An 18,293-nucleotide genomic window follows, 5' to 3' on the forward strand; every position below is an offset into this window, starting at 1 on the left:
CATTCAGCCGCGAAAAATCGAACTCGTCCAATTTCGCGATTCTCCCGACTGGAATATTTTTCACCTGTTCAAGTAAAAACGAGGCCAACAGGTGAAGCGCAAGTTCCCATTCAATCCCGTGCATCGCGGCCGGCGTCTCGCCCATTCCGCATTGCTCGCCAGCGCAGTCGTCCCTTGGCCGTTGATTGCCGAAGCCTATTCCGGGGGAGCGCAAAAAGCAGACGGCGTCACGCTCGACATCGCGCCCGGCGAATATACGACGACCGACTCCGGCGAGCCCGTGCTGACCGCAGTCAACGGCGGCACACTGACCACCAAGGGCAAGACGCGCGTATTCTCATCCGGTTACGGCTCCGCTGGCGTCGCAGCCTTGGGCCGCGGCTCGAGCGTCGCGCTGCGCGACACCGAGATCCGGACCCGCGGCGGCTCCGGCACCGGTATCGACCTCCGCCAGGGCGGCAGCGCGTCTGCAGAACGAATCTCGATCGACACGGATGGCGACTACGGGCACGGGGTATCCATCGACGGCGCCAACAGCCGGCTGTCGATTTCCGACAGCGTGATCGTGACGCGCGGCAAGGAGGCGTCCGGGATCATGACGATCCTGGTTCCCGGCGGCACCATCGACGTGACCGACACGCTGATCCGCACCAGCGGCCTCTTCGGAACGGGCCTGTCGATCAGCTACGGCGGTATCCTGGCTACGCTGAAGCGTACCGATATCCGCACCGACGGCGACTATGCGTCGGTGCTATACATGCCTGGCGCATCCACCGTCGCCTTCAGCGACTCGCATCTCGAAACCAGCGGATACAAGGCGCTCGGCATCGATACGCGCGAGGGCAACGTCACGCTCGAACGCACGAGCGTCGTCACGCACGGCGCCAGCGCGCACGGCCTTTACGCATCGAAGGAGTACACCGACACCCCCGTCGTCGACGCCACCGATACGCAGGTGACGACCACCGGCAAGGGCGCGATCGGCGTGGTCGCCCGGCTCGGCGGCAAGGTCGCCGTGACGCGCGGCGGCATCGTGACGAGCGGCGAACTCGGGCGCGGCGTGCTGGCGGCCGGCGCAGACTCCGTCGCGTCGCTCACCGACACGAGCGTCGAGACGCACGGCGACGATGCCACCGCGCTGTATGCAAGTGCCGGCGGCACGGTCGACCTGCTGCGCAGCGACGCCCGCACGACCGGCGCCGGTGCCTACGCGGCAAGCGTCTATGGCGGCACGCTGTCGATCGACGACGGCACGCTCGTCAGCGAACGCCATGGCGCGATCGATGCATCGAATGCGACGATCACGCTGCAAAACGGCACGCGTGCCGTCGGCGGCAACGGCACGCTGCTGTCCGTCCACGCCGAGTCGGGCGCGCCGGTGCGCCTGGCGCTCGACACGCGCTCCGATGCCGAAGGCGACATCGTCAATCACCCGACCGACGACGGCAGCCCGACCCATGCGGTGACGGACGTCACGCTGGCGAACGCGTCCGAGTGGGCCGGTGCGACGAACGCGGTCCGCACGCTGTCGCTGGACACGAACAGCCGCTGGACCGTCACCGGTGACTCGTCGGTCGGCTCGATCGCGCTGAACGATTCGACGATCGCGTTCGGCGCACCGGCGGCCGGCGTGTCGCCCACGCCGCGCACGCTGGTCGTGACCGGCGACTATGCGGCCCGCAACGGCAAGCTGGTCCTCCATACGACGCTTAAGGACGACGCATCGCCCACCGACCGGCTCGTGATCGACGGCGGCCACGCATCGGGCGACACCGGCATCGTCGTCAAACGCACGGGCGGCGACGGCGCGCCGACGACCATCGGCATCCCGCTCGTCGAAACCCGCAATGGCGGCACGACCGATGCGACGGCTTTCACGCTCGATGCGGCGTCGGACGGTTACCGGAACGGCTTCGGCACGTTGTCGGCCGGCGGCTACGACTACATGCTCAAGCGAGGCGGCGATGGCGGGCAGGCGGAAGACTGGTATCTCGTGTCCGCAGCCAAGCCCCAGCCGCCCGTTCCGCCCGACCCGCCGGTCGGGCCGGAGGAAATCAAGCCGCCGCCGCGCGTCGCCGCACCGGAACCCGATGCATATCTGGCAAACGCGGACGCCGCATCGATGATGGCGATCCATACGCTGCATCAGCGCGAAGACGCGTCGCTGCGCACCGGCACCACCGCACCCGGCCCGCTCGACGGCGCCGTGTGGCTGCGTGCCGAAGGCCAGATGACGTCGATGTCGGGCGGCAACCGCAGCGTGTCGGGCAACGGTCGTCTGATTCATGCGGGCGCCGACCTGTTCCGCTTCGACGACGGCCGCGGCGGCAGCGTGCGCGTCGGCGCGATGGGCATGTACGGCAGCCAGACGAACTGGTCGACTCGCCCGCTGTGGAATCCGCTCCAAGGCCGCGTGACGGACGCCACCGCACGCGGCAGCGTGGCTGGCTACAACGTCGGCGCGTACGGCACCTGGTACGGCAACCGTGACATCCTGACCGGCCCTTACGTCGATGCCTGGTTCATGTACGGCGCGTACGCGAACAGCGTCGGCGGCAGCCTCGCGACCGATTCGTACCGGTCGCGCACCGTGACGGGCTCGGTCGAGACCGGCTATTCGCTCCGGTTCTACGAGCACGGCGATACTCGGTTCTTCGTCGAGCCGGAAGCGCAGCTCGTCGTGTCCGACTATCGCGCGGACGCGCATCGCACCGCCGGCGGCAGTCTCGACGGCCAGGGCTCGACCGATGTGCTCACGCGCCTGGGCGTGCGCGTACACGGCGTGACCGCGATGCCGAACGGCCGCGAACTTCGGCCATTCATCGAGGCGAACTGGTGGCACGGCCCGGGTTCGCGCTCGCTGACGCTCGACCGCAATGCGTTCTCGTTCAGCGTGCCGCGCGATCGGGCGGCCGTGCGCGTTGGGGCGACCGGGCAACTGGGCCGGCAGTTCTCGATTTCGGCAAGCCTCGGTGTCGAAGGGAATTTCTCCGACTACTCGGTCGTGACAGGCCAGCTCTCGGCGAAGTACCGGTGGTAACGCCGGCGGCTCCCGCAGCCGCCAAGCGCGAAATCCGCCCCTGACGGAATTCCGCTATACTCTTCCGACTGCCGCCTCCCTGGCGGCAGGTCGGAAGCGCGCCGATTTGCTGACTCGATTGCGGGCGCGCGAACCGGCCGGGACGTTGATGTGCTGATGCGCGTTCGTCCCGGCGGTTCACTACAAATGCGGCTAAAGAGGTCGTCAGCCGCGCACCTTCGCCTCCGCGCATCGCCGACACCGTTTAGCCGCCCAGTCATAAGGCGGAACGAATGGAATCGATCGGCATCGTCGCTCCACAGACCATGCACTTCGCCGAACCGCTGCGCTTGCAAAGCGGCAGCGTGATCGGCAACTATCAGCTCGTCGTCGAGACGTACGGCGAGCTCAACGCCGCGCGCTCGAACGCGGTGCTCGTGTGCCACGCGCTGAACGCGTCGCATCACGTCGCCGGCGTCTACGCGGACGATCCGCGCAGCACCGGCTGGTGGGACAACCTGGTCGGCCCCGGCAAGCCGCTCGACACCAACCGCTTCTTCGTGATCGGCGTGAACAACCTCGGCTCGTGCTTCGGCTCGACCGGCCCGATGAGCATCGATCCGTCGACCGGCAAGCCGTACGGCGCAAAGTTCCCGGTGGTCACCGTCGAGGACTGGGTGCATGCGCAGGCGCGCGTCGCCGACGCGTTCGGCATCGAACGCTTCGCGGCCGTGATGGGCGGCAGCCTCGGCGGGATGCAGGCGCTCGCGTGGAGCCTGATGTATCCGGAGCGCGTCGCGCACTGCATCGACATCGCGTCGACGCCGAAGCTGTCCGCGCAGAACATCGCGTTCAACGAGGTCGCGCGCTCGGCGATCCTGTCCGATCCCGACTTCCACGGCGGCGACTACTACGCGCACGACGTGAAGCCGAGGCGCGGCCTGCGCGTCGCGCGGATGATCGGCCACATCACGTACCTGTCCGACGACGACATGGCCGAGAAATTCGGCCGGGCGCTGCGCCGCGCGGACGGCGCACTCGACGCGTACAACTTCAGCTTCGACGTCGAGTTCGAGGTCGAGTCGTACCTGCGCTACCAGGGCGACAAGTTCGCCGACTACTTCGACGCGAACACGTACCTGCTGATCACGCGCGCGCTCGACTACTTCGATCCGGCCAAGGCGTTCGACGGCAACCTGACGGCCGCGCTCGCGCGCACGCAGGCGAAATACCTGATCGCGAGCTTCTCGACCGACTGGCGCTTCGCGCCGGCGCGTTCGCGCGAGATCGTGAAGGCGCTGCTCGACAACAAGCGCACGGTCAGCTACGCGGAAATCGACGCGCCGCACGGCCACGACGCCTTCCTGCTCGACGACGCGCGCTATCACAACCTGATCCGCGCGTATTACGAACGAATCGCCAACGAGGTGGGCGCATGAACCAGCAAGCGCTGAATTCCCTGTCCGCGCGCGCGGACTTCCGCACGATCGCGCGCTGGGTCGAGCCGCGCTCGACCGTGCTCGATCTCGGCTGCGGCGACGGCTCGCTGCTCGCGCTGCTGATGGAGGAGCTGGACGTCACCGGCTACGGCATCGAACTGAACGACGCGGGCGTGCTCGCGAGCGCGAAGAACGGCATCAACGTGATCCAGCAGAACCTCGAGGACGGCCTGCGCCTGTTCGAGGACCACAGCTTCGACATCGCCATCCTGTCGCAAACGCTGCAAACGATTCACCAGACGGCCGCGATCCTGCGCGAAACGGCGCGCGTCGGCCGCGAGTGCATCGTGTCGTTCCCGAACTTCGGCTACTGGTCGCACCGGCTGTCGGTGCTGCACGGCCGGATGCCGGTGTCGAAATCGCTGCCGTACCAGTGGCACAACACGCCGAACGTGCGGGTACTCACGATCAAGGATTTCGAGGCACTGGCGCCCGAAGTGGGCGTGACGATCCTCGACCGCGTCGTGCTGCACGAAGGCCAGCCGATTCGATGGGGGGCGAACTGGCGTGGTAGTCTTGCTGTCTATCGCGTCAAGCGCAGCTGAGCCGGGGGGCCGTTGACCGACGATCCGGCCCGCCCACGCGTGCGGCCGCCCCTCCTGCGCCGTTCGCGCCGCCTGCGCTGCCGCCGCAATCAGTCAACGCTACCCAGTTCCAGCCCATGTCCAAAACGCCACACGAGGCGCCCGCACTCACCGCTCACGAGGATCACCCCGGCTGGCGCGCCTATCTGAACACGCACATGCTGATCTGCGTGTTCCTGGGCTTCACGTCGGGGCTGCCCCTGTTCACGCTCGTCTACCTCGTGCAGGCCTGGCTGCGCTCCGAGGGCGTGAACCTGAAGGAAATCGGCCTGTTCGCGCTGATCCAGTTCCCGTATACGTGGAAGTTCCTGTGGGCGCCGCTGATGGACCGCTACATCCCGCGCCTACCCGGCTGGCGGCCGGGCCGCCGGCGCGGCTGGATGCTGCTCACGCAGGTGCTGGTCGCCGGCGCGATCGCCGCGCTCGGCTTCGTATCGCCGCGCGACTCGATCTGGACGGTGGCCGCGCTCACGACGCTCGTCGCGTTCTTCGGCGCGAGCTCCGACATCGTGATCGACGCGTATCGCCGCGAACTGCTGCGCGACACCGAGCAGGGCCTCGGCAACGCGGTGCACGTGAACGCGTACAAGCTCGCCGCGCTGATCCCCGGCTCGCTCGCGCTGATCCTGTCCGACCACCTGCCGTGGGACATCGTGTTCGCGCTCACCGGCGCGTTCATGCTGCCGGGCATCCTGATGACGCTCGTCGTGCGCGAGCCCGAAGTCGTCGGCACGCCGCCGCGCAACCTGCGCGACGCGATCGTGCTGCCGTTCCGCGAATTCATCCAGCGCGACGGCTGGGCCGGCGCGCTGCTCGTCATCGCATTCATCTTCCTGTTCAAGATCGGCGACACGATGGCGACCACGCTGTCGACGTCGTTCTTCCTCGACATCGGCTTCTCGCGCACCGAGATCGGCATCGTCGCGAAAACCACCGCGCTCGTCGCGAGCGTCGCCGGCGGCATCATCGGCGGCGTCTGGCTCGTGAAAATCGGGATCGGCCGCGGGCTGTGGATCTTCGGTGCGCTGCAGATGGTGTCGACGCTCGGCTTCGCGTGGCTCGCGCAGCTCGGCCCCGGCTCGCCGGTACTCGCGATGCTGTACGAGTTCACGGTGTCGACGAGCCATGCGATCGCGTCGGCGCTGGCGGTGTTCGGCCTCGCCGTCACACCGCAATTCAGCCCGATGACGGTCGCGCTCGCGCTCGTCTACGGCTTCGAAACGTTCACGACCGGCCTGACGATGGCCGCGTTCGTCGCGTATATCGCGAGCACGACCGACCCGCGCTACACGGCGACGCAATTCGCGCTGTTCACGAGCCTCGCGTCCGTGCCGCGCACGCTCGCATCGGCCGCAAGCGGCTTCATCGTCGCGAAGATCGGCTGGTTCGACTACTTCATCGCGTGTACCGCGCTCGCGATCCCCGGCATGCTGCTGCTGTTCAAGATCGCGCCGTGGAACGGCGTCGCGCGCAACGGCGAGGCCAGCCGTGCGCAATGATCGACCGCAACGCGCGGCACGCGTCGCCGCCGCGCTGAGCATCGGCATCGCGGCACTCGGCGCGGTCGCGAACGCGCAGGCGACCGACGCCAGCTCGGCCGCGACCGGCTTCGCGCTTGCCGCCGTACCGGCGTCGTCGTCCACGCTGACAGCGCCTGCGGCGTCCGTGCCGCCGTCCGGCGCCGAAGCCGCGCAGCCGACCGGCGGCGCCGTGTCCACGAAAGGCTATACGCCGACGTCGCAGCAGGTGCGCTACGGCAACTCGATCGCGTTCCGCACGCTGATCCCGTCGCCGCTGCTCGAACAACTCACGGTGAACGAATACGCGCAGATCGTGCAGGCCGCCGCCGACAGCGACCGCCTGTTGCCTGCGAACCAGCCGCGCGTGAAGCGGCTGCGCGCGATCGTGATGAAGCTCGCGCCGTATTCGGTGAAGTGGAACGATCGCGTGAAAAGCTGGGCGTGGGACGTCAACGCGATCCGCTCGCGCGACATCCGCATCAATTGCCTACCGGGCGGCAAGGTGCTCGTGTACGGCGGGCTGCTCGATCGCGTGCGCCTGAACGACGACGAGTTCGGCGTGCTGATCGCACACGGCATCGCGCATGCGCTGCGCGAACACGCGCGCAGCAATTTCAGCGCGACGTCGCAAACGTCGCTGCGCGCCGCGACGCTGCCGCCGTTGTTCGGCGTCGGCGATCCGCTGCCGCAGGCGCTGAACCTCGGCGATCGCCTGCAAACGCTGCGCTACGACCCGACCGACGAAACCGAAGCCGATGTGATCGGCGGCGACATCGCCGCGCGTGCGGGCTTCGATCCGCGTGCGGCGATCACGCTGTGGGACAAGCTCGCGGCGGCAACGCGCGCGAACAAGACGTCGGGCTTCATCTACATGCACCCGTACAGCGCGGCGCGGCGGCAGGATCTGCTGAACCGCCTGCCCGACCTGATGCCGCTCTATGCGAAGGCCACGGGCAAACGCGTCGACACGCTGCCCGACTACGCGGGCATCAGCGCGCAGCGGCGCAAGGTCGTGCGGCGCTGAGCGCCGCAACCGGCATCCTCCACTCCTCGTCGGCCCGCGCCTGCGCGTGACGCCGCGCGCTACGCGCCGACTTCCGCCTCGACCGGCCGGCTGCCGCTTTCGCGCATCCAGCGCACTTCATCGCCGGGGCTGCGGCCGAACAGCCGCTTGAACTCGCGGCTGAACTGCGACGCACTGGCATAGCCGACCCGCGCGGCGGCCGCCCCCGCGCCGACCCCGTCCTGCACCATCATCAGGCGTGCCTGGTGCAGGCGCGCGGCCTTCACGTACTGCATCGGCGACGTCGCCGTCACGTGCTTGAACTGCGCGTGGAACACCGCGAGGCTCATCCCGGCCTCGCGCGCGAGCGTCTCGACGTCGAGATCGGCCTTCAGATCCGCATGGATGCGTCGCAGCGCCTTCGCGACGCGGCCGAAATGATGCTGCTGGACGAGCGCCGCGCGAATCGCGTCGCCTTGCGCGCCGGTCAGCACGCGGTACGCGATCTCGCGCATGATCGCCGGGCCGAGCACGCGTGTGTCGTGCGGCGACGCGAGCGCTTCGAGCAGGCGCACCACCGCGTCGGCGAGCGGCGCATCGAGCGGTGTCGAGTAGACGCCGAGCGGCTCGCTGACCGCCGCGCCGAGTGTCTCGTCGAGCAGGATCGCGAGCTCGGCAATCACCGCGAGATCGACGCGGATCGAGATCGCGAGAAACGGCTCGTCCATGCTCGCGAAGGTCTCGCATTCGAACGGCAGCGGCACGGACAGCACCAGATACTGCTGCGCGTCGTACACGAACGAGCGATCGCCGAGATAACCGAGCTTGCGACCCTGACATACGACGATGATGCTCGGCTCATACAGCACCGGCATGCGCGGCACCGGACGGCTCACACGAATGAAACGCACGCCGTCGAGCGCCGCCAGCGTATCGCCCTCGTTCGGCGCAAGGCGCGTATGCAGGTCGATCATGCGGCGCTGCACACGGTCGCCCGAGTCGTCAAAAAGGGGCTGGAAGCTCATCGGCGTCATCCTGTCCGGCAAGAGAATCTGGCTCGCAATGTAGCACCCTGAAAGCGTTTTGACGGATGTTCGCGCGCAATTCGAGAGGAATAGGCAAATCTTCGAGACCTTCGTGTATTTCGCCGACGCGCTCCGCTCCTTACGATGGGCACCTGTCTCGCCGCATCGCCACAGGGTGCGGCGGCAGTCTGTCACGCCGGATGTTTTTCCCGGACAAGGAGCCCCTGCATGAGCACAACTTACGCTTACGCGGCGACCGATGCGCAGTCGCCGCTCGCCCCGTTCGAATTCCAGCGCCGCGCGCTGCGCGACCTCGACGTCCAGATCGAGGTGCTCTACTGCGGCGTCTGCCACTCGGACCTGCACCAGGCCCGCAACGAATGGCGCAACACGATCTACCCGGTCGTGCCGGGCCATGAAATCGTCGGCCGCGTGACCGCGACCGGCCCGCAGGTGTCGCGCTTCAAGGTCGGCGAGCTGGTCGGCGTCGGCTGCCTCGTCGATTCGTGCCGCACCTGCCCGAGCTGCGCGGAAGGCCTCGAGCAGTATTGCGAGAACGGCTTCGTCGGCACCTACAACGGTCAGGATCGCGTGACCGGCGACATCACGTACGGCGGTTATTCGACGCAGCTCGTGGTCGACGAGGCGTTCGTGCTGCGCGTGCCCGACACGCTCGACCCGGCCGGCGCCGCGCCGCTGCTGTGCGCGGGGATCACGACCTATTCGCCGCTGCGCCAGTGGAACGTCGGCCCCGGCAAGAAGGTCGGGATCGTCGGCCTCGGCGGGCTCGGCCACATGGGCGTGAAGCTCGCGCGAGCGATGGGCGCGCACGTCGTGCTGTTCACGACGTCGCCGTCGAAGATCGAGGACGGCAAGCGGCTCGGCGCGCATGAAGTGGTGATCTCGAAGGATGAAGCGCAGATAAATGCGCACCTGAACAGCTTCGACTTCATCCTGAACACGGTCGCCGCGCAGCACGACCTGAACCCGTTCCTGCACCTGCTGAAGCGCGACGGCACGATGACGCTGGTCGGCGCGCCGGAGCACGACCATCCGTCGCCGCAGGTGTTCAACCTGATCTTGAAGCGCCGCCGCCTCGCGGGCTCGCTGATCGGCGGGATCGCGGAAACGCAGGAAATGCTCGACTTCTGCGCGGAGCACGGCATTACGTCCGATATCGAGATGATCCCGATGCAGCAGATCAATGCCGCTTACGAACGGATGCTGAAGAGCGACGTGAAGTACCGGTTCGTGATCGACATGGCGTCGATCAAGCAGTAACGCAGCAAGCGGCGTCCGAAACGAAACGGGCCGCATGTTCGACATGCGGCCCGTTCTGCATCCGGCGACCGGATTGCCCGACAGCGACGATTACTTCTTGTAGTCGTAATCCACAGTCAGCGGCGCGTGATCGCTGAACTTGATGTCCTTGAAGATCGACGTGCTTTTCGCGGTGCCGGCCACGCCCGGCGTCGCGATCTGGTAGTCGATCCGCCACCCGACGTTCTTCGCGTACGCCTGACCGCGGTTGCTCCACCACGTGTACTGCTCGGGGCGCGGGTCGAGCGTGCGGAACACGTCGACGTAGCCGACGTCGTCGAACAACTGCGTGAGCCACGCGCGCTCTTCGGGCAGGCAGCCCGAATTCTTCTGGTTGCTCTTCCAGTTCTTGATGTCGATTTCCTTGTGCACGATGTTCACGTCGCCGCACAGGATCACCTCGCGCTTCTTCTTCAGCTCGGCGAGGTGCGGCATGAACTCGTCCATGAAACGGTACTTCGCCTGCTGGCGCTCTTCACCGCTCGAGCCGGACGGCACGTACACCGACACGACCGACAGCTTGCCGTAGCGCGCCTCGACATAGCGCCCCTCGGCGTCGAATTCGCTGCTGCCGAAGCCGATGATCACGTCATCGGGCTCGTGGCGGCTGTACACGCCCGCGCCGCTGTAGCCCTTCTTCTCGGCGTGGTGGAAATAGCTCCTGAAGCCGTGCGGCTCGACGAATTCGGCCGGCAGGTCGTCGGCCGAGACCTTGATTTCCTGCACGCACACGCAGTCGGCGTTCTGTTCGCCGAGCCATTCGAAGAAGCCCTTCTTCGCGGCGGAGCGGATGCCGTTCAGGTTGGCGGTAATCACTCGCATCATGTGGGGTTCCGTTGTTCCGTTCGATTCATTTCGAGATATTTTGCCGGATCGCAGCCTAGCGGATCTTCACGCCTTCGAGCTCCGGCTTCGGCGGCGGGAATTCGAGCTTCATGTCGGTCAGCGCGCGCAGCAGCAGCTCGGCGATCATCACGTTGCGATGCGTCTTAGAGTTCGCCGGGATCACGTACCACGGCGCATGCTCGGCCGATGTCGCGGCGAGCGCGTCGCGGTACGCCGACTGGTATGCGTCCCAGTGCTTGCGTGCGTCGAGATCGGCGATGTCGAATTTCCAGTGCTTGGTCGGATCGTCGATGCGCGCCTGCAGCCGCTCGCGCTGCTCGTCCTTCGAGATGTGCAGGAAGCACTTGACGATCGTCGTGCCGTTCTCCGCGAGCATCGTCTCGAAATCGCGGATCTGCCGGTAGCGGCGCTCGCATTCGTCACCATCGATCAGGCCGAGCACGCGCGGCACGAGCACGTCTTCGTAGTGGCTGCGGTTGAAGATCGCGAGTTCGCCCGCGGCCGGCACCTGCGCATGCACGCGCCACAGGAAATCGTGCGCGGCCTCGATCGGCGTCGGCGCCTTGAACGGCACGATCCGCAGGCCGAGCGGATCGACGTCGCGAAACACCGCGCGCACCGTACCGTCCTTGCCGCTGGTGTCCATCCCCTGCAGCACGAGCAGCACGCGCTTCTTCTGCTGCGTGTGCAGGCGCTCCTGCTGCACGTCGAGTTCCGTCGACACGGCGCCGAGCCGTTCGCGGTCGGCATCCTTCGACCCCGACGAAAACGGCTTCGCGCCCGGATCGAACGCGTCGAGCTTGAATGCGGCAGCTTCCTTCTCGCGCGTGCTGTACGGCACGCGGAAATCATCGAGCGACGGTTGTTTCGCCATACGTTCCTCCGTTGGACGGTGCAATGCACACGTGCACACGATAACGCATGCACCAAAGCGACGGGCCGCCCCGAACAGGTTCGGCGGCGGCCCGTGCTCAGGCGCGGTTCAGGCGCGCGGCCATGTTCAACCGAGCTTCTTTTTCAGCAGCTCGTTGACCTGCTGCGGATTGGCCTTGCCCTTGGTCGCCTTCATCGCCTGGCCGATCAGCGCGTTGAACGCCTTTTCCTTGCCCGCGCGGAATTCCTCGACCGACTTCGCGTTCGCCGCGAGCACTTCGTCGATGATCGCTTCCAGCGCGCCGGTGTCGGAGATCTGCTTCAGGCCCTTCGCGTCGATGATGCGGTCGGCCGCGCCTTCGTCGGTGGCCTTCTCGTCCCAGATCGTCGCGAAGATTTCCTTCGCGATCTTGTTCGAGATCGTACCGTCGGCGATACGCTGCAGCACGAGCGCGAGCTGCGCGGCCGAGACCGGAATCGCGTCGATCTCGATGCCGTCGCGGTTCAGCTGCGACGACACGTCGCCCATCAGCCAGTTCGCGGCGATCTTCGCGTTCGCCGCGCCGGCCTTCGCGACCACGGCCTCGAAGTACGCGGCCATCGCCTTGCTCGACGTCAGCACGCCCGCGTCGTACGCGGACACGCCGTACTGCTCGACGAAGCGCTGCTGCATCGCGGCCGGCAGCTCGGGCATGCCGGCCTGCACACGCTCGACCCAGTCCCGGCCGATCACGAGCGGCATCAGGTCGGGGTCGGGGAAGTAGCGGTAATCGTGCGCGTCTTCCTTGCTGCGCATCGAGCGCGTCTCGCGCTTGTCCGGATCGTATAGGCGCGTTTCCTGCACGACTTCGCCGCCGTCCTCGATCAGCTCGATCTGGCGGCGCACTTCGTAGTTGATCGCTTCCTCGAGGAACCGGAACGAGTTCAGGTTCTTGATCTCGGCGCGCGTGCCGAACTTTTCCTGGCCGACCGGGCGCACCGACACGTTCGCGTCGCAGCGGAACGAACCTTCCTGCATGTTGCCGTCGCAGATGCCCAGCCACACGACGAGCGCATGCAGCGCCTTCGCATAGGCGACGGCCTCGGCCGCGCTGCGCATTTCCGGCTCGGTGACGATCTCGAGCAGCGGCGTGCCCGCACGGTTCAGGTCGATCCCCGTCATCCCGGCGAAATCTTCATGCAGCGACTTGCCTGCATCTTCCTCGAGGTGCGCGCGGGTCAGGTTGACGGTCTTCTCGTACGCTTCCTTGCCGGCCTTTTCGTTCGCGGGCACCTGGATCGTGATCTGGCCGCCCTGCACGACCGGAATCTCGTACTGGCTGATCTGATAGCCCTTCGGCAGATCGGGGTAGAAATAATTCTTGCGCGCGAAGATGCTGCGCGGCGCGATGGTCGAGCCGATCGCGAGCCCGAAGCGGATCGCCCGCTCGACCGCGCCGCGGTTCAGCACCGGCAGCACGCCCGGCAGCGCCAGGTCGACCGGGCACGCCTGCGTGTTCGGCTCCGCGCCGAACTGCGTCGACGCGCCCGAGAAAATCTTCGAGACGGTCGACAGTTGCGCGTGCGTCTCGAGACCGATAACGACTTCCCATTGAGTCATGCTTACACCCCCGCCGGAACTTGCTTGTGCCAGTCGGTCGCGCGCTGGAACGCGTCGGCGACCTGCAGCATCCGGGCTTCGTTGAAATAGTTGCCGATGATCTGCAGACCGACCGGGCGCTTCGCGTTCGCACCGGCGCCGAAGCCGCACGGCACGCTCATGCCGGGCAGGCCCGCGAGGCTCACCGACAGCGTGTAGATATCCGCGAGATACATCTGCACCGGATCGTCGCCCTTCGCGCCGAGATCCCATGCGACCGACGGCGACGCCGGGCCCATGATCACGTCGCAGGACTTGAACGCTTCCTGGAAATCGTTCGCGATGATGCGGCGGATCTTCTGCGCCTGCAGGTAGTACGCGTCGTAGTAGCCATGCGACAGCACGTACGCGCCGACGAGAATCCGGCGCTTCACTTCAGGCCCGAAGCCTTCGGCGCGCGACTTCTTGTACATGTCGAGCAGGTCGCCGTACTGCGCGGCGCGGTGGCCGAAGCGCACGCCGTCGAAACGCGACAGGTTCGACGACGCCTCGGCCGGCGCGATCACGTAGTACACGGGGATCGACAGTTCCGTCTTGGGCAGCGAGACCGGCACGAGCGTCGCGCCGAGCGCTTCATATTGCTTGAGCGCCGCGTCGATCGACGCGCGCACGTCGTCGGCGAGGCCCTCGCCGAAATACTCGTTCGGCAAACCGATGCGCAGCCCCGCGAGCGGCTTGCCCGCATCGTTGCCGGCCGCCCACGGCTGGCCGAGGTGGCGCGTGAAGTCTTCATCGTCGCGCTCGAGACTCGTCGAGTCGCGCTCGTCGAAGCCGGCCATCGCGTTCAGCAGCAGCGCGCAGTCGGACGCGCTCTGCGCCATCGGGCCGCCCTGGTCGAGCGACGACGCGAACGCGATCATCCCGTAGCGCGACACGCGGCCGTAGGTCGGCTTGATGCCGGTCACGCCCGCGAACGACGCGGGCTGGCGGATCGAGCCGCCGGTGTCGGTGCCGGTCGCGGCCGGCGCGAGGCGCGCGGCGACGGCCGCCGAGCTGCCGCCCGAGCTGCCGCCCGGCACCGCGTTGGTGTCCCACGGGTTCTTCACCGCGCCGAACGCCGAGTTCTCGTTCGACGAGCCCATCGCGAACTCGTCCATGTTGGTCTTGCCGAGCGTGACCATGCCGGCCGCCTGCAGGCGGGCGACGACGGTCGCGTCGAACGGGCTCTCGTAGTTCGCGAGCATCTTCGAGCCGGCGGTCGAGCGCCAGCCGCGCGTGACGAACACGTCCTTGTGCGCGATCGGCAGGCCGGTCAGCGCGCCGCCCGCGCCGCGCGCGAGTTCGGCGTCGGCGGCCTTCGCCTGCGCGAGGGTGAGGTCGGCGTCGACGTGGACGAACGCGTTCAGGTCGCGGGCCGCATCGATCCGTTTCAGGTAGAGCTGCGCGAGCTCGACGGCCGAGCATTCCTTGGCGGCGAGCGCGGCGCGCAGTTCGGTCAGGCTTTTTGCGTGCATTGAGTGGTTTTCCTGGGAATTCTGGGTGGCGCGCGGCGCAGGCCGGCCGGCGCGCTTGTCATCGAATGCTTACTCGATCACCTTCGGCACGAGATAGAGGCCGTCCTGGACGGCCGGCGCCGGACGCTGGTTGTCGTCGCGATTGACGATTTCCGTCACGGCGTCGTCGCGCAGGCGCTGCGCGACTTCCTGGATCTGTTCGATCGGGTGGGCGAGCGGCGCGATGCCGGCGGTGTCGACCGCCTGCATCTGCTCGACGAGGCCGAAGAATTCATTGAGCTGGCCGAGCGTGTGCTCGGCGTCGGCGTCGGCCATTTCGAGTCGCGCCAGGTGCGCGATGCGTTTCACATCGGTCAGGGTCAGGGCCATGCGATCACCGGAAAAACAAGGCTGCGCGGCACGTCAGAAACGCGCCGCGGCGGGGGGTTGGAGGGTGCGTTGTCACCCTCAAAAATCGGGGCCGAAGCGGCAAAAATACCGTCCGTTTCGATTCAAATACCGTGAAATTATAAGGTATCATTACGCGTTCGACCCAAACCCGGCAGCCTTTTCCCGCACCGTTTCGCCCCGCTTCGGCAAGCCGTGCGTGCTTCGTGCGATCCCCGGTAGACATCACTCGCAGCTTCGTGCGCCGCGGCGGCCGCTTCCGCCACGCTTCCCGAGGCTGTTATTTTTTCCGCTGCCGCCCTCAGCGCTCGCTATGCAGGGCCGGCCCAGAGCGAAACAGGATTCTGAATGTTCGGTTTTTTGCGCAGCTACTTCTCCAACGATCTGGCGATCGACCTCGGCACCGCAAACACCCTGATCTACATGCGCGGCAAGGGCATCGTCCTCGATGAGCCGTCGGTCGTGTCGATCCGCCAGGAAGGCGGCCCCAACGGCAAGAAGACGATCCAGGCGGTCGGCAAGGAAGCCAAGCAGATGCTCGGCAAGGTGCCGGGCAACATCGAGGCGATCCGCCCGATGAAGGACGGCGTGATCGCCGACTTCACCGTCACCGAGCAGATGATCAAGCAGTTCATCAAGACGGCTCACGAGTCGCGCATGTTCTCGCCGTCGCCGCGCATCATCATCTGCGTGCCGTGCGGCTCGACCCAGGTCGAGCGCCGCGCGATCAAGGAAGCCGCGCACGGCGCCGGCGCCTCGCAGGTCTACCTGATCGAGGAGCCGATGGCGGCCGCGATCGGCGCAGGCCTGCCGGTGTCGGAAGCCACCGGCTCGATGGTCGTCGACATCGGCGGCGGCACGACGGAAGTCGGCGTGATCTCGCTCGGCGGCATCGTGTACAAGGGTTCGGTGCGCGTCGGCGGCGACAAGTTCGACGAAGCGATCGTCAACTACATCCGCCGCAACTACGGGATGCTGATCGGCGAGCAAACCGCCGAAGCGATCAAGAAGGAAATCGGCTCCGCGTTCCCGGGCTCCGAAGTCAAGGAAATGGAAGTGAAGGGCCGCAACCTGTCGGAAGGCATTCCGCGCAGCTTCACGATCTCCAGCAACGAAATCCTCGAAGCGCTGACCGATCCGCTGAACCAGATCGTGTCGTCGGTGAAGATCGCCCTCGAGCAGACGCCGCCGGAACTCGGCGCCGACATCGCCGAGCGCGGGATGATGCTGACGGGCGGCGGCGCGCTGCTGCGCGACCTCGATCGCCTGCTCGCCGAAGAAACCGGCCTGCCGGTGCTCGTCGCCGAAGATCCGCTGACCTGCGTCGTTCGCGGTTCGGGCATGGCGCTCGAGCGCATGGATAAGCTGGGCAGCATCTTCTCGTACGAGTGATCGACGAGTGATCGCCTAAGCAGTCCCGTTTGATATGACGCACCCGCGGCGTGGCCGGATCGCTCGTTCAGAACGAACCGCCACGCCGTTTGCGCGTCTGAGCATTATTTAACCGATCGCCACGCGCCCGGCGCCGACCATGGAATACAGTCCGCCGCCCCTCTTCAAGCAAGGTCCGCCCGCGCTCGCGCGGCTCATCTTCTTCGTCGCCCTCGCCATCGCGCTTCTCGTGTCGGACGCGCGCTTCAGCACGCTCGAAATCCTCCGCGGCGTGCTCGGCACCGTGCTGTATCCGCTGCAGCGCGCGGCGCTCGTACCGCGCGACGTGTTCATGGGCGCGGCCGACATCGCCGTCACCGGCGCGTCGCTGCGCCATGAGAACGACGCGCTGCGCAAGCGCAACCTGCAGCTGTCGACGCAGGCCAACCAGGCCGCGGTGCTCACGCAGGAGAACATGCATCTGCGCGCGGTGCTCGAGCTGCGCCAGCACATCGCGACGCAATCGACGCCGGTCGAGATCCAGTACGACACCAGCGACCCGTTCACGCAGAAGATCGTGATCGGGCAGGGTTCGCAACAGGGCCTCCAGAACGGCGCGCCGGTCGTCAGCGAGGACGGCGTGATCGGCCAGGTCACGCGCGTGTTCCCGCTGCAGGCCGAAGTCACGCTGATCACCGACCGCGACCTCGCGATTCCCGTGCAGGTGCTGCGCACCGGCCTGCGCAGCGTGATCTACGGCACGCCGAAGGGCGATTCGCTCGACCTGCGCTTCGTGCCGACGAGTTCGGATCTCGTCGCGGGCGACGAGCTCGTCACGAGCGGCCTCGACGGCGTCTATCCGCCGGGGCTGCCGGTCGCGAAGGTCATGCGCGTCGACAAGCTCGCCGATACCGCGTTCGCACGCGTGACCTGCGCGCCGGTCGCCGCCGTGCGCGGCGCGCGGCAGATGCTCGTGCTGCATTACCAGAACGACGTCCCGCCGCGTCCGGCCGAGGCCGACCCGGCCGCCGACAAGAACGCGAAGGGCAAGAAAGGCGCGAAGGCCGCGGCGAAGGGCGAAAAGGGCGAAAAAGCCGACAAGGCCGACGCGAACGCGAAGCCGGCCGCCGCGGCCGCGCCCGGCGCGAAGCCGGCACCGGCTGCGCCCGCCGCCCCGGCCAAGCCGGCCGCCGCGCCCGCGAAGCCCGCGGCCGGCCAATCAGGAGCCCAGCGATGAATCGCCCGCAATACATCCTGCAGCCGGTCAACCCGTACTTCATCGTCTTCAGCCTCGCCGCCGCGTTCCTGCTGAACCTGATGCCGTGGGGCCGCCTGCCCGGCGTGCCCGACTTCGTCGCGCTCGTGCTGCTGTTCTGGAACATCCACCAGCCGCGCAAGGTCGGAATGGGCGTCGCGTTCGCGCTCGGTATCCTGATGGACGTGCACGACGCGGGGCTGCTCGGCGAGCACGCGCTCGCCTATACGCTGCTGTCGTACGGTGCGATCACGATCCACCGTCGCGTGCTGTGGATGCCGATCGGCGTGCAGGTGCTGTATGTCACGCCGCTGCTGGTCGTCGCGCAGCTGGTGCCGTTCGTGATCCGCCTCGTGATGGGCGCCGCGTTTCCCGGCTGGCGCTATCTGGTGGACGGCTTCGTCGAAGCCGCGCTGTGGCCGATCGCGAGCCACCTGCTGCTGATGCCGCAACGCCGCCCGGTCGATCCGGACGATACGCGCCCCATCTGAGCCGGAC

15 protein-coding genes are annotated in these 18,293 nt (G+C 67.1%); 9 read left to right on the top strand and 6 right to left on the bottom strand.

Features of this window, described 5'->3' with window-relative positions:
- The first annotated feature begins 91 nt into the window (after positions 1-91).
- From C7H84_RS24895 to C7H84_RS24920, 5 genes are all read left to right on the top strand, one after another.
- Positions 92-3,040: an autotransporter outer membrane beta-barrel domain-containing protein gene (locus C7H84_RS24895; RefSeq protein WP_121861248.1), complete on the top strand. Its 2,949-nt coding sequence runs from the start codon at positions 92-94 to the stop codon at positions 3,038-3,040.
- A gap of 272 nt (positions 3,041-3,312) precedes the next feature.
- Complete coding sequence (locus tag C7H84_RS24905) at positions 3,313-4,458, top strand: homoserine O-acetyltransferase (protein ID WP_121861249.1); 1,146 nt, start codon at positions 3,313-3,315, stop codon at positions 4,456-4,458.
- Complete coding sequence (gene metW, locus C7H84_RS24910; protein ID WP_021156285.1) at positions 4,455-5,063, top strand: methionine biosynthesis protein MetW; 609 nt, start codon at positions 4,455-4,457, stop codon at positions 5,061-5,063. Before C7H84_RS24905 ends, metW begins: the two co-directional genes overlap by 4 nt.
- Before the next feature lie 116 nt (positions 5,064-5,179).
- Entirely contained in the window at positions 5,180-6,601 is a 1,422-nt protein-coding gene (locus C7H84_RS24915; RefSeq protein WP_121861250.1) for an AmpG family muropeptide MFS transporter, read from the top strand.
- A complete protein-coding gene (locus tag C7H84_RS24920; RefSeq protein ID WP_121861251.1) occupies positions 6,591-7,646 on the top strand; it encodes a M48 family metallopeptidase in 1,056 nt (351 codons plus the stop codon). The genes C7H84_RS24915 and C7H84_RS24920 overlap by 11 nt, the downstream gene beginning before the upstream one ends.
- A gap of 59 nt (positions 7,647-7,705) precedes the next feature.
- Here the strand turns inward: C7H84_RS24920 and C7H84_RS24925 are convergent, their stop codons facing one another.
- Positions 7,706-8,650, bottom strand: a complete 945-nt coding sequence (locus C7H84_RS24925; protein ID WP_121861252.1) for an AraC family transcriptional regulator — start codon at positions 8,648-8,650, stop codon at positions 7,706-7,708.
- A 228-nt stretch (positions 8,651-8,878) separates the two neighbouring features.
- Here C7H84_RS24925 and C7H84_RS24930 point away from each other — a divergent pair, with 228 nt between their 5' ends.
- Positions 8,879-9,931 (top strand): NAD(P)-dependent alcohol dehydrogenase, encoded by a 1,053-nt coding sequence (locus C7H84_RS24930; RefSeq protein ID WP_121861253.1) that lies wholly within the window; start codon positions 8,879-8,881, stop codon positions 9,929-9,931.
- Positions 9,932-10,021: 90 nt separating this feature from the next.
- On the opposite strand, the gene C7H84_RS24935 is transcribed toward C7H84_RS24930, so the two are convergent.
- From C7H84_RS24935 to gatC, 5 genes are all read right to left on the bottom strand, one after another.
- Positions 10,022-10,795, bottom strand: a complete 774-nt coding sequence (locus C7H84_RS24935; RefSeq protein ID WP_121861254.1) for an exodeoxyribonuclease III — start codon at positions 10,793-10,795, stop codon at positions 10,022-10,024.
- 55 nt (positions 10,796-10,850) lie between these two features.
- Positions 10,851-11,690 (bottom strand): polyphosphate kinase 2 family protein, encoded by an 840-nt coding sequence (locus tag C7H84_RS24940; RefSeq protein WP_121861255.1) that lies wholly within the window; start codon positions 11,688-11,690, stop codon positions 10,851-10,853.
- 126 nt (positions 11,691-11,816) lie between these two features.
- Positions 11,817-13,289, bottom strand: coding sequence for an Asp-tRNA(Asn)/Glu-tRNA(Gln) amidotransferase subunit GatB (gatB, locus tag C7H84_RS24945; RefSeq protein WP_059534941.1), 1,473 nt, complete (start codon positions 13,287-13,289; stop codon positions 11,817-11,819).
- Between the two features lie 2 nt (positions 13,290-13,291).
- A complete protein-coding gene (gatA, locus tag C7H84_RS24950) occupies positions 13,292-14,782 on the bottom strand; it encodes an Asp-tRNA(Asn)/Glu-tRNA(Gln) amidotransferase subunit GatA (RefSeq protein WP_121861256.1) in 1,491 nt (496 codons plus the stop codon).
- Positions 14,783-14,851: 69 nt separating this feature from the next.
- The gene (gene gatC / locus C7H84_RS24955; RefSeq protein ID WP_059874754.1) at positions 14,852-15,151 is read right to left on the bottom strand and encodes an Asp-tRNA(Asn)/Glu-tRNA(Gln) amidotransferase subunit GatC; all 300 of its coding nucleotides are present in this window, start codon (positions 15,149-15,151) and stop codon (positions 14,852-14,854) included.
- Between the two features lie 366 nt (positions 15,152-15,517).
- On the opposite strand from gatC, the gene C7H84_RS24960 reads away from it, so the two are divergent.
- From C7H84_RS24960 to mreD, 3 genes are all read left to right on the top strand, one after another.
- Entirely contained in the window at positions 15,518-16,561 is a 1,044-nt protein-coding gene (locus C7H84_RS24960; protein WP_004189550.1) for a rod shape-determining protein, read from the top strand.
- 139 nt (positions 16,562-16,700) lie between these two features.
- On the top strand, positions 16,701-17,777 hold the full coding sequence (mreC, locus tag C7H84_RS24965; RefSeq protein ID WP_121861257.1) for a rod shape-determining protein MreC: 1,077 nt from the start codon (positions 16,701-16,703) through the stop codon (positions 17,775-17,777).
- Entirely contained in the window at positions 17,774-18,286 is a 513-nt protein-coding gene (gene mreD, locus C7H84_RS24970; protein WP_009687274.1) for a rod shape-determining protein MreD, read from the top strand. Before mreC ends, mreD begins: the two co-directional genes overlap by 4 nt.
- Positions 18,287-18,293: the final 7 nt, after the last annotated feature.

It is taken from the genome of Burkholderia sp. Nafp2/4-1b, assembly GCF_003635165.1.
Lineage (GTDB): Bacteria > Pseudomonadota > Gammaproteobacteria > Burkholderiales > Burkholderiaceae > Burkholderia.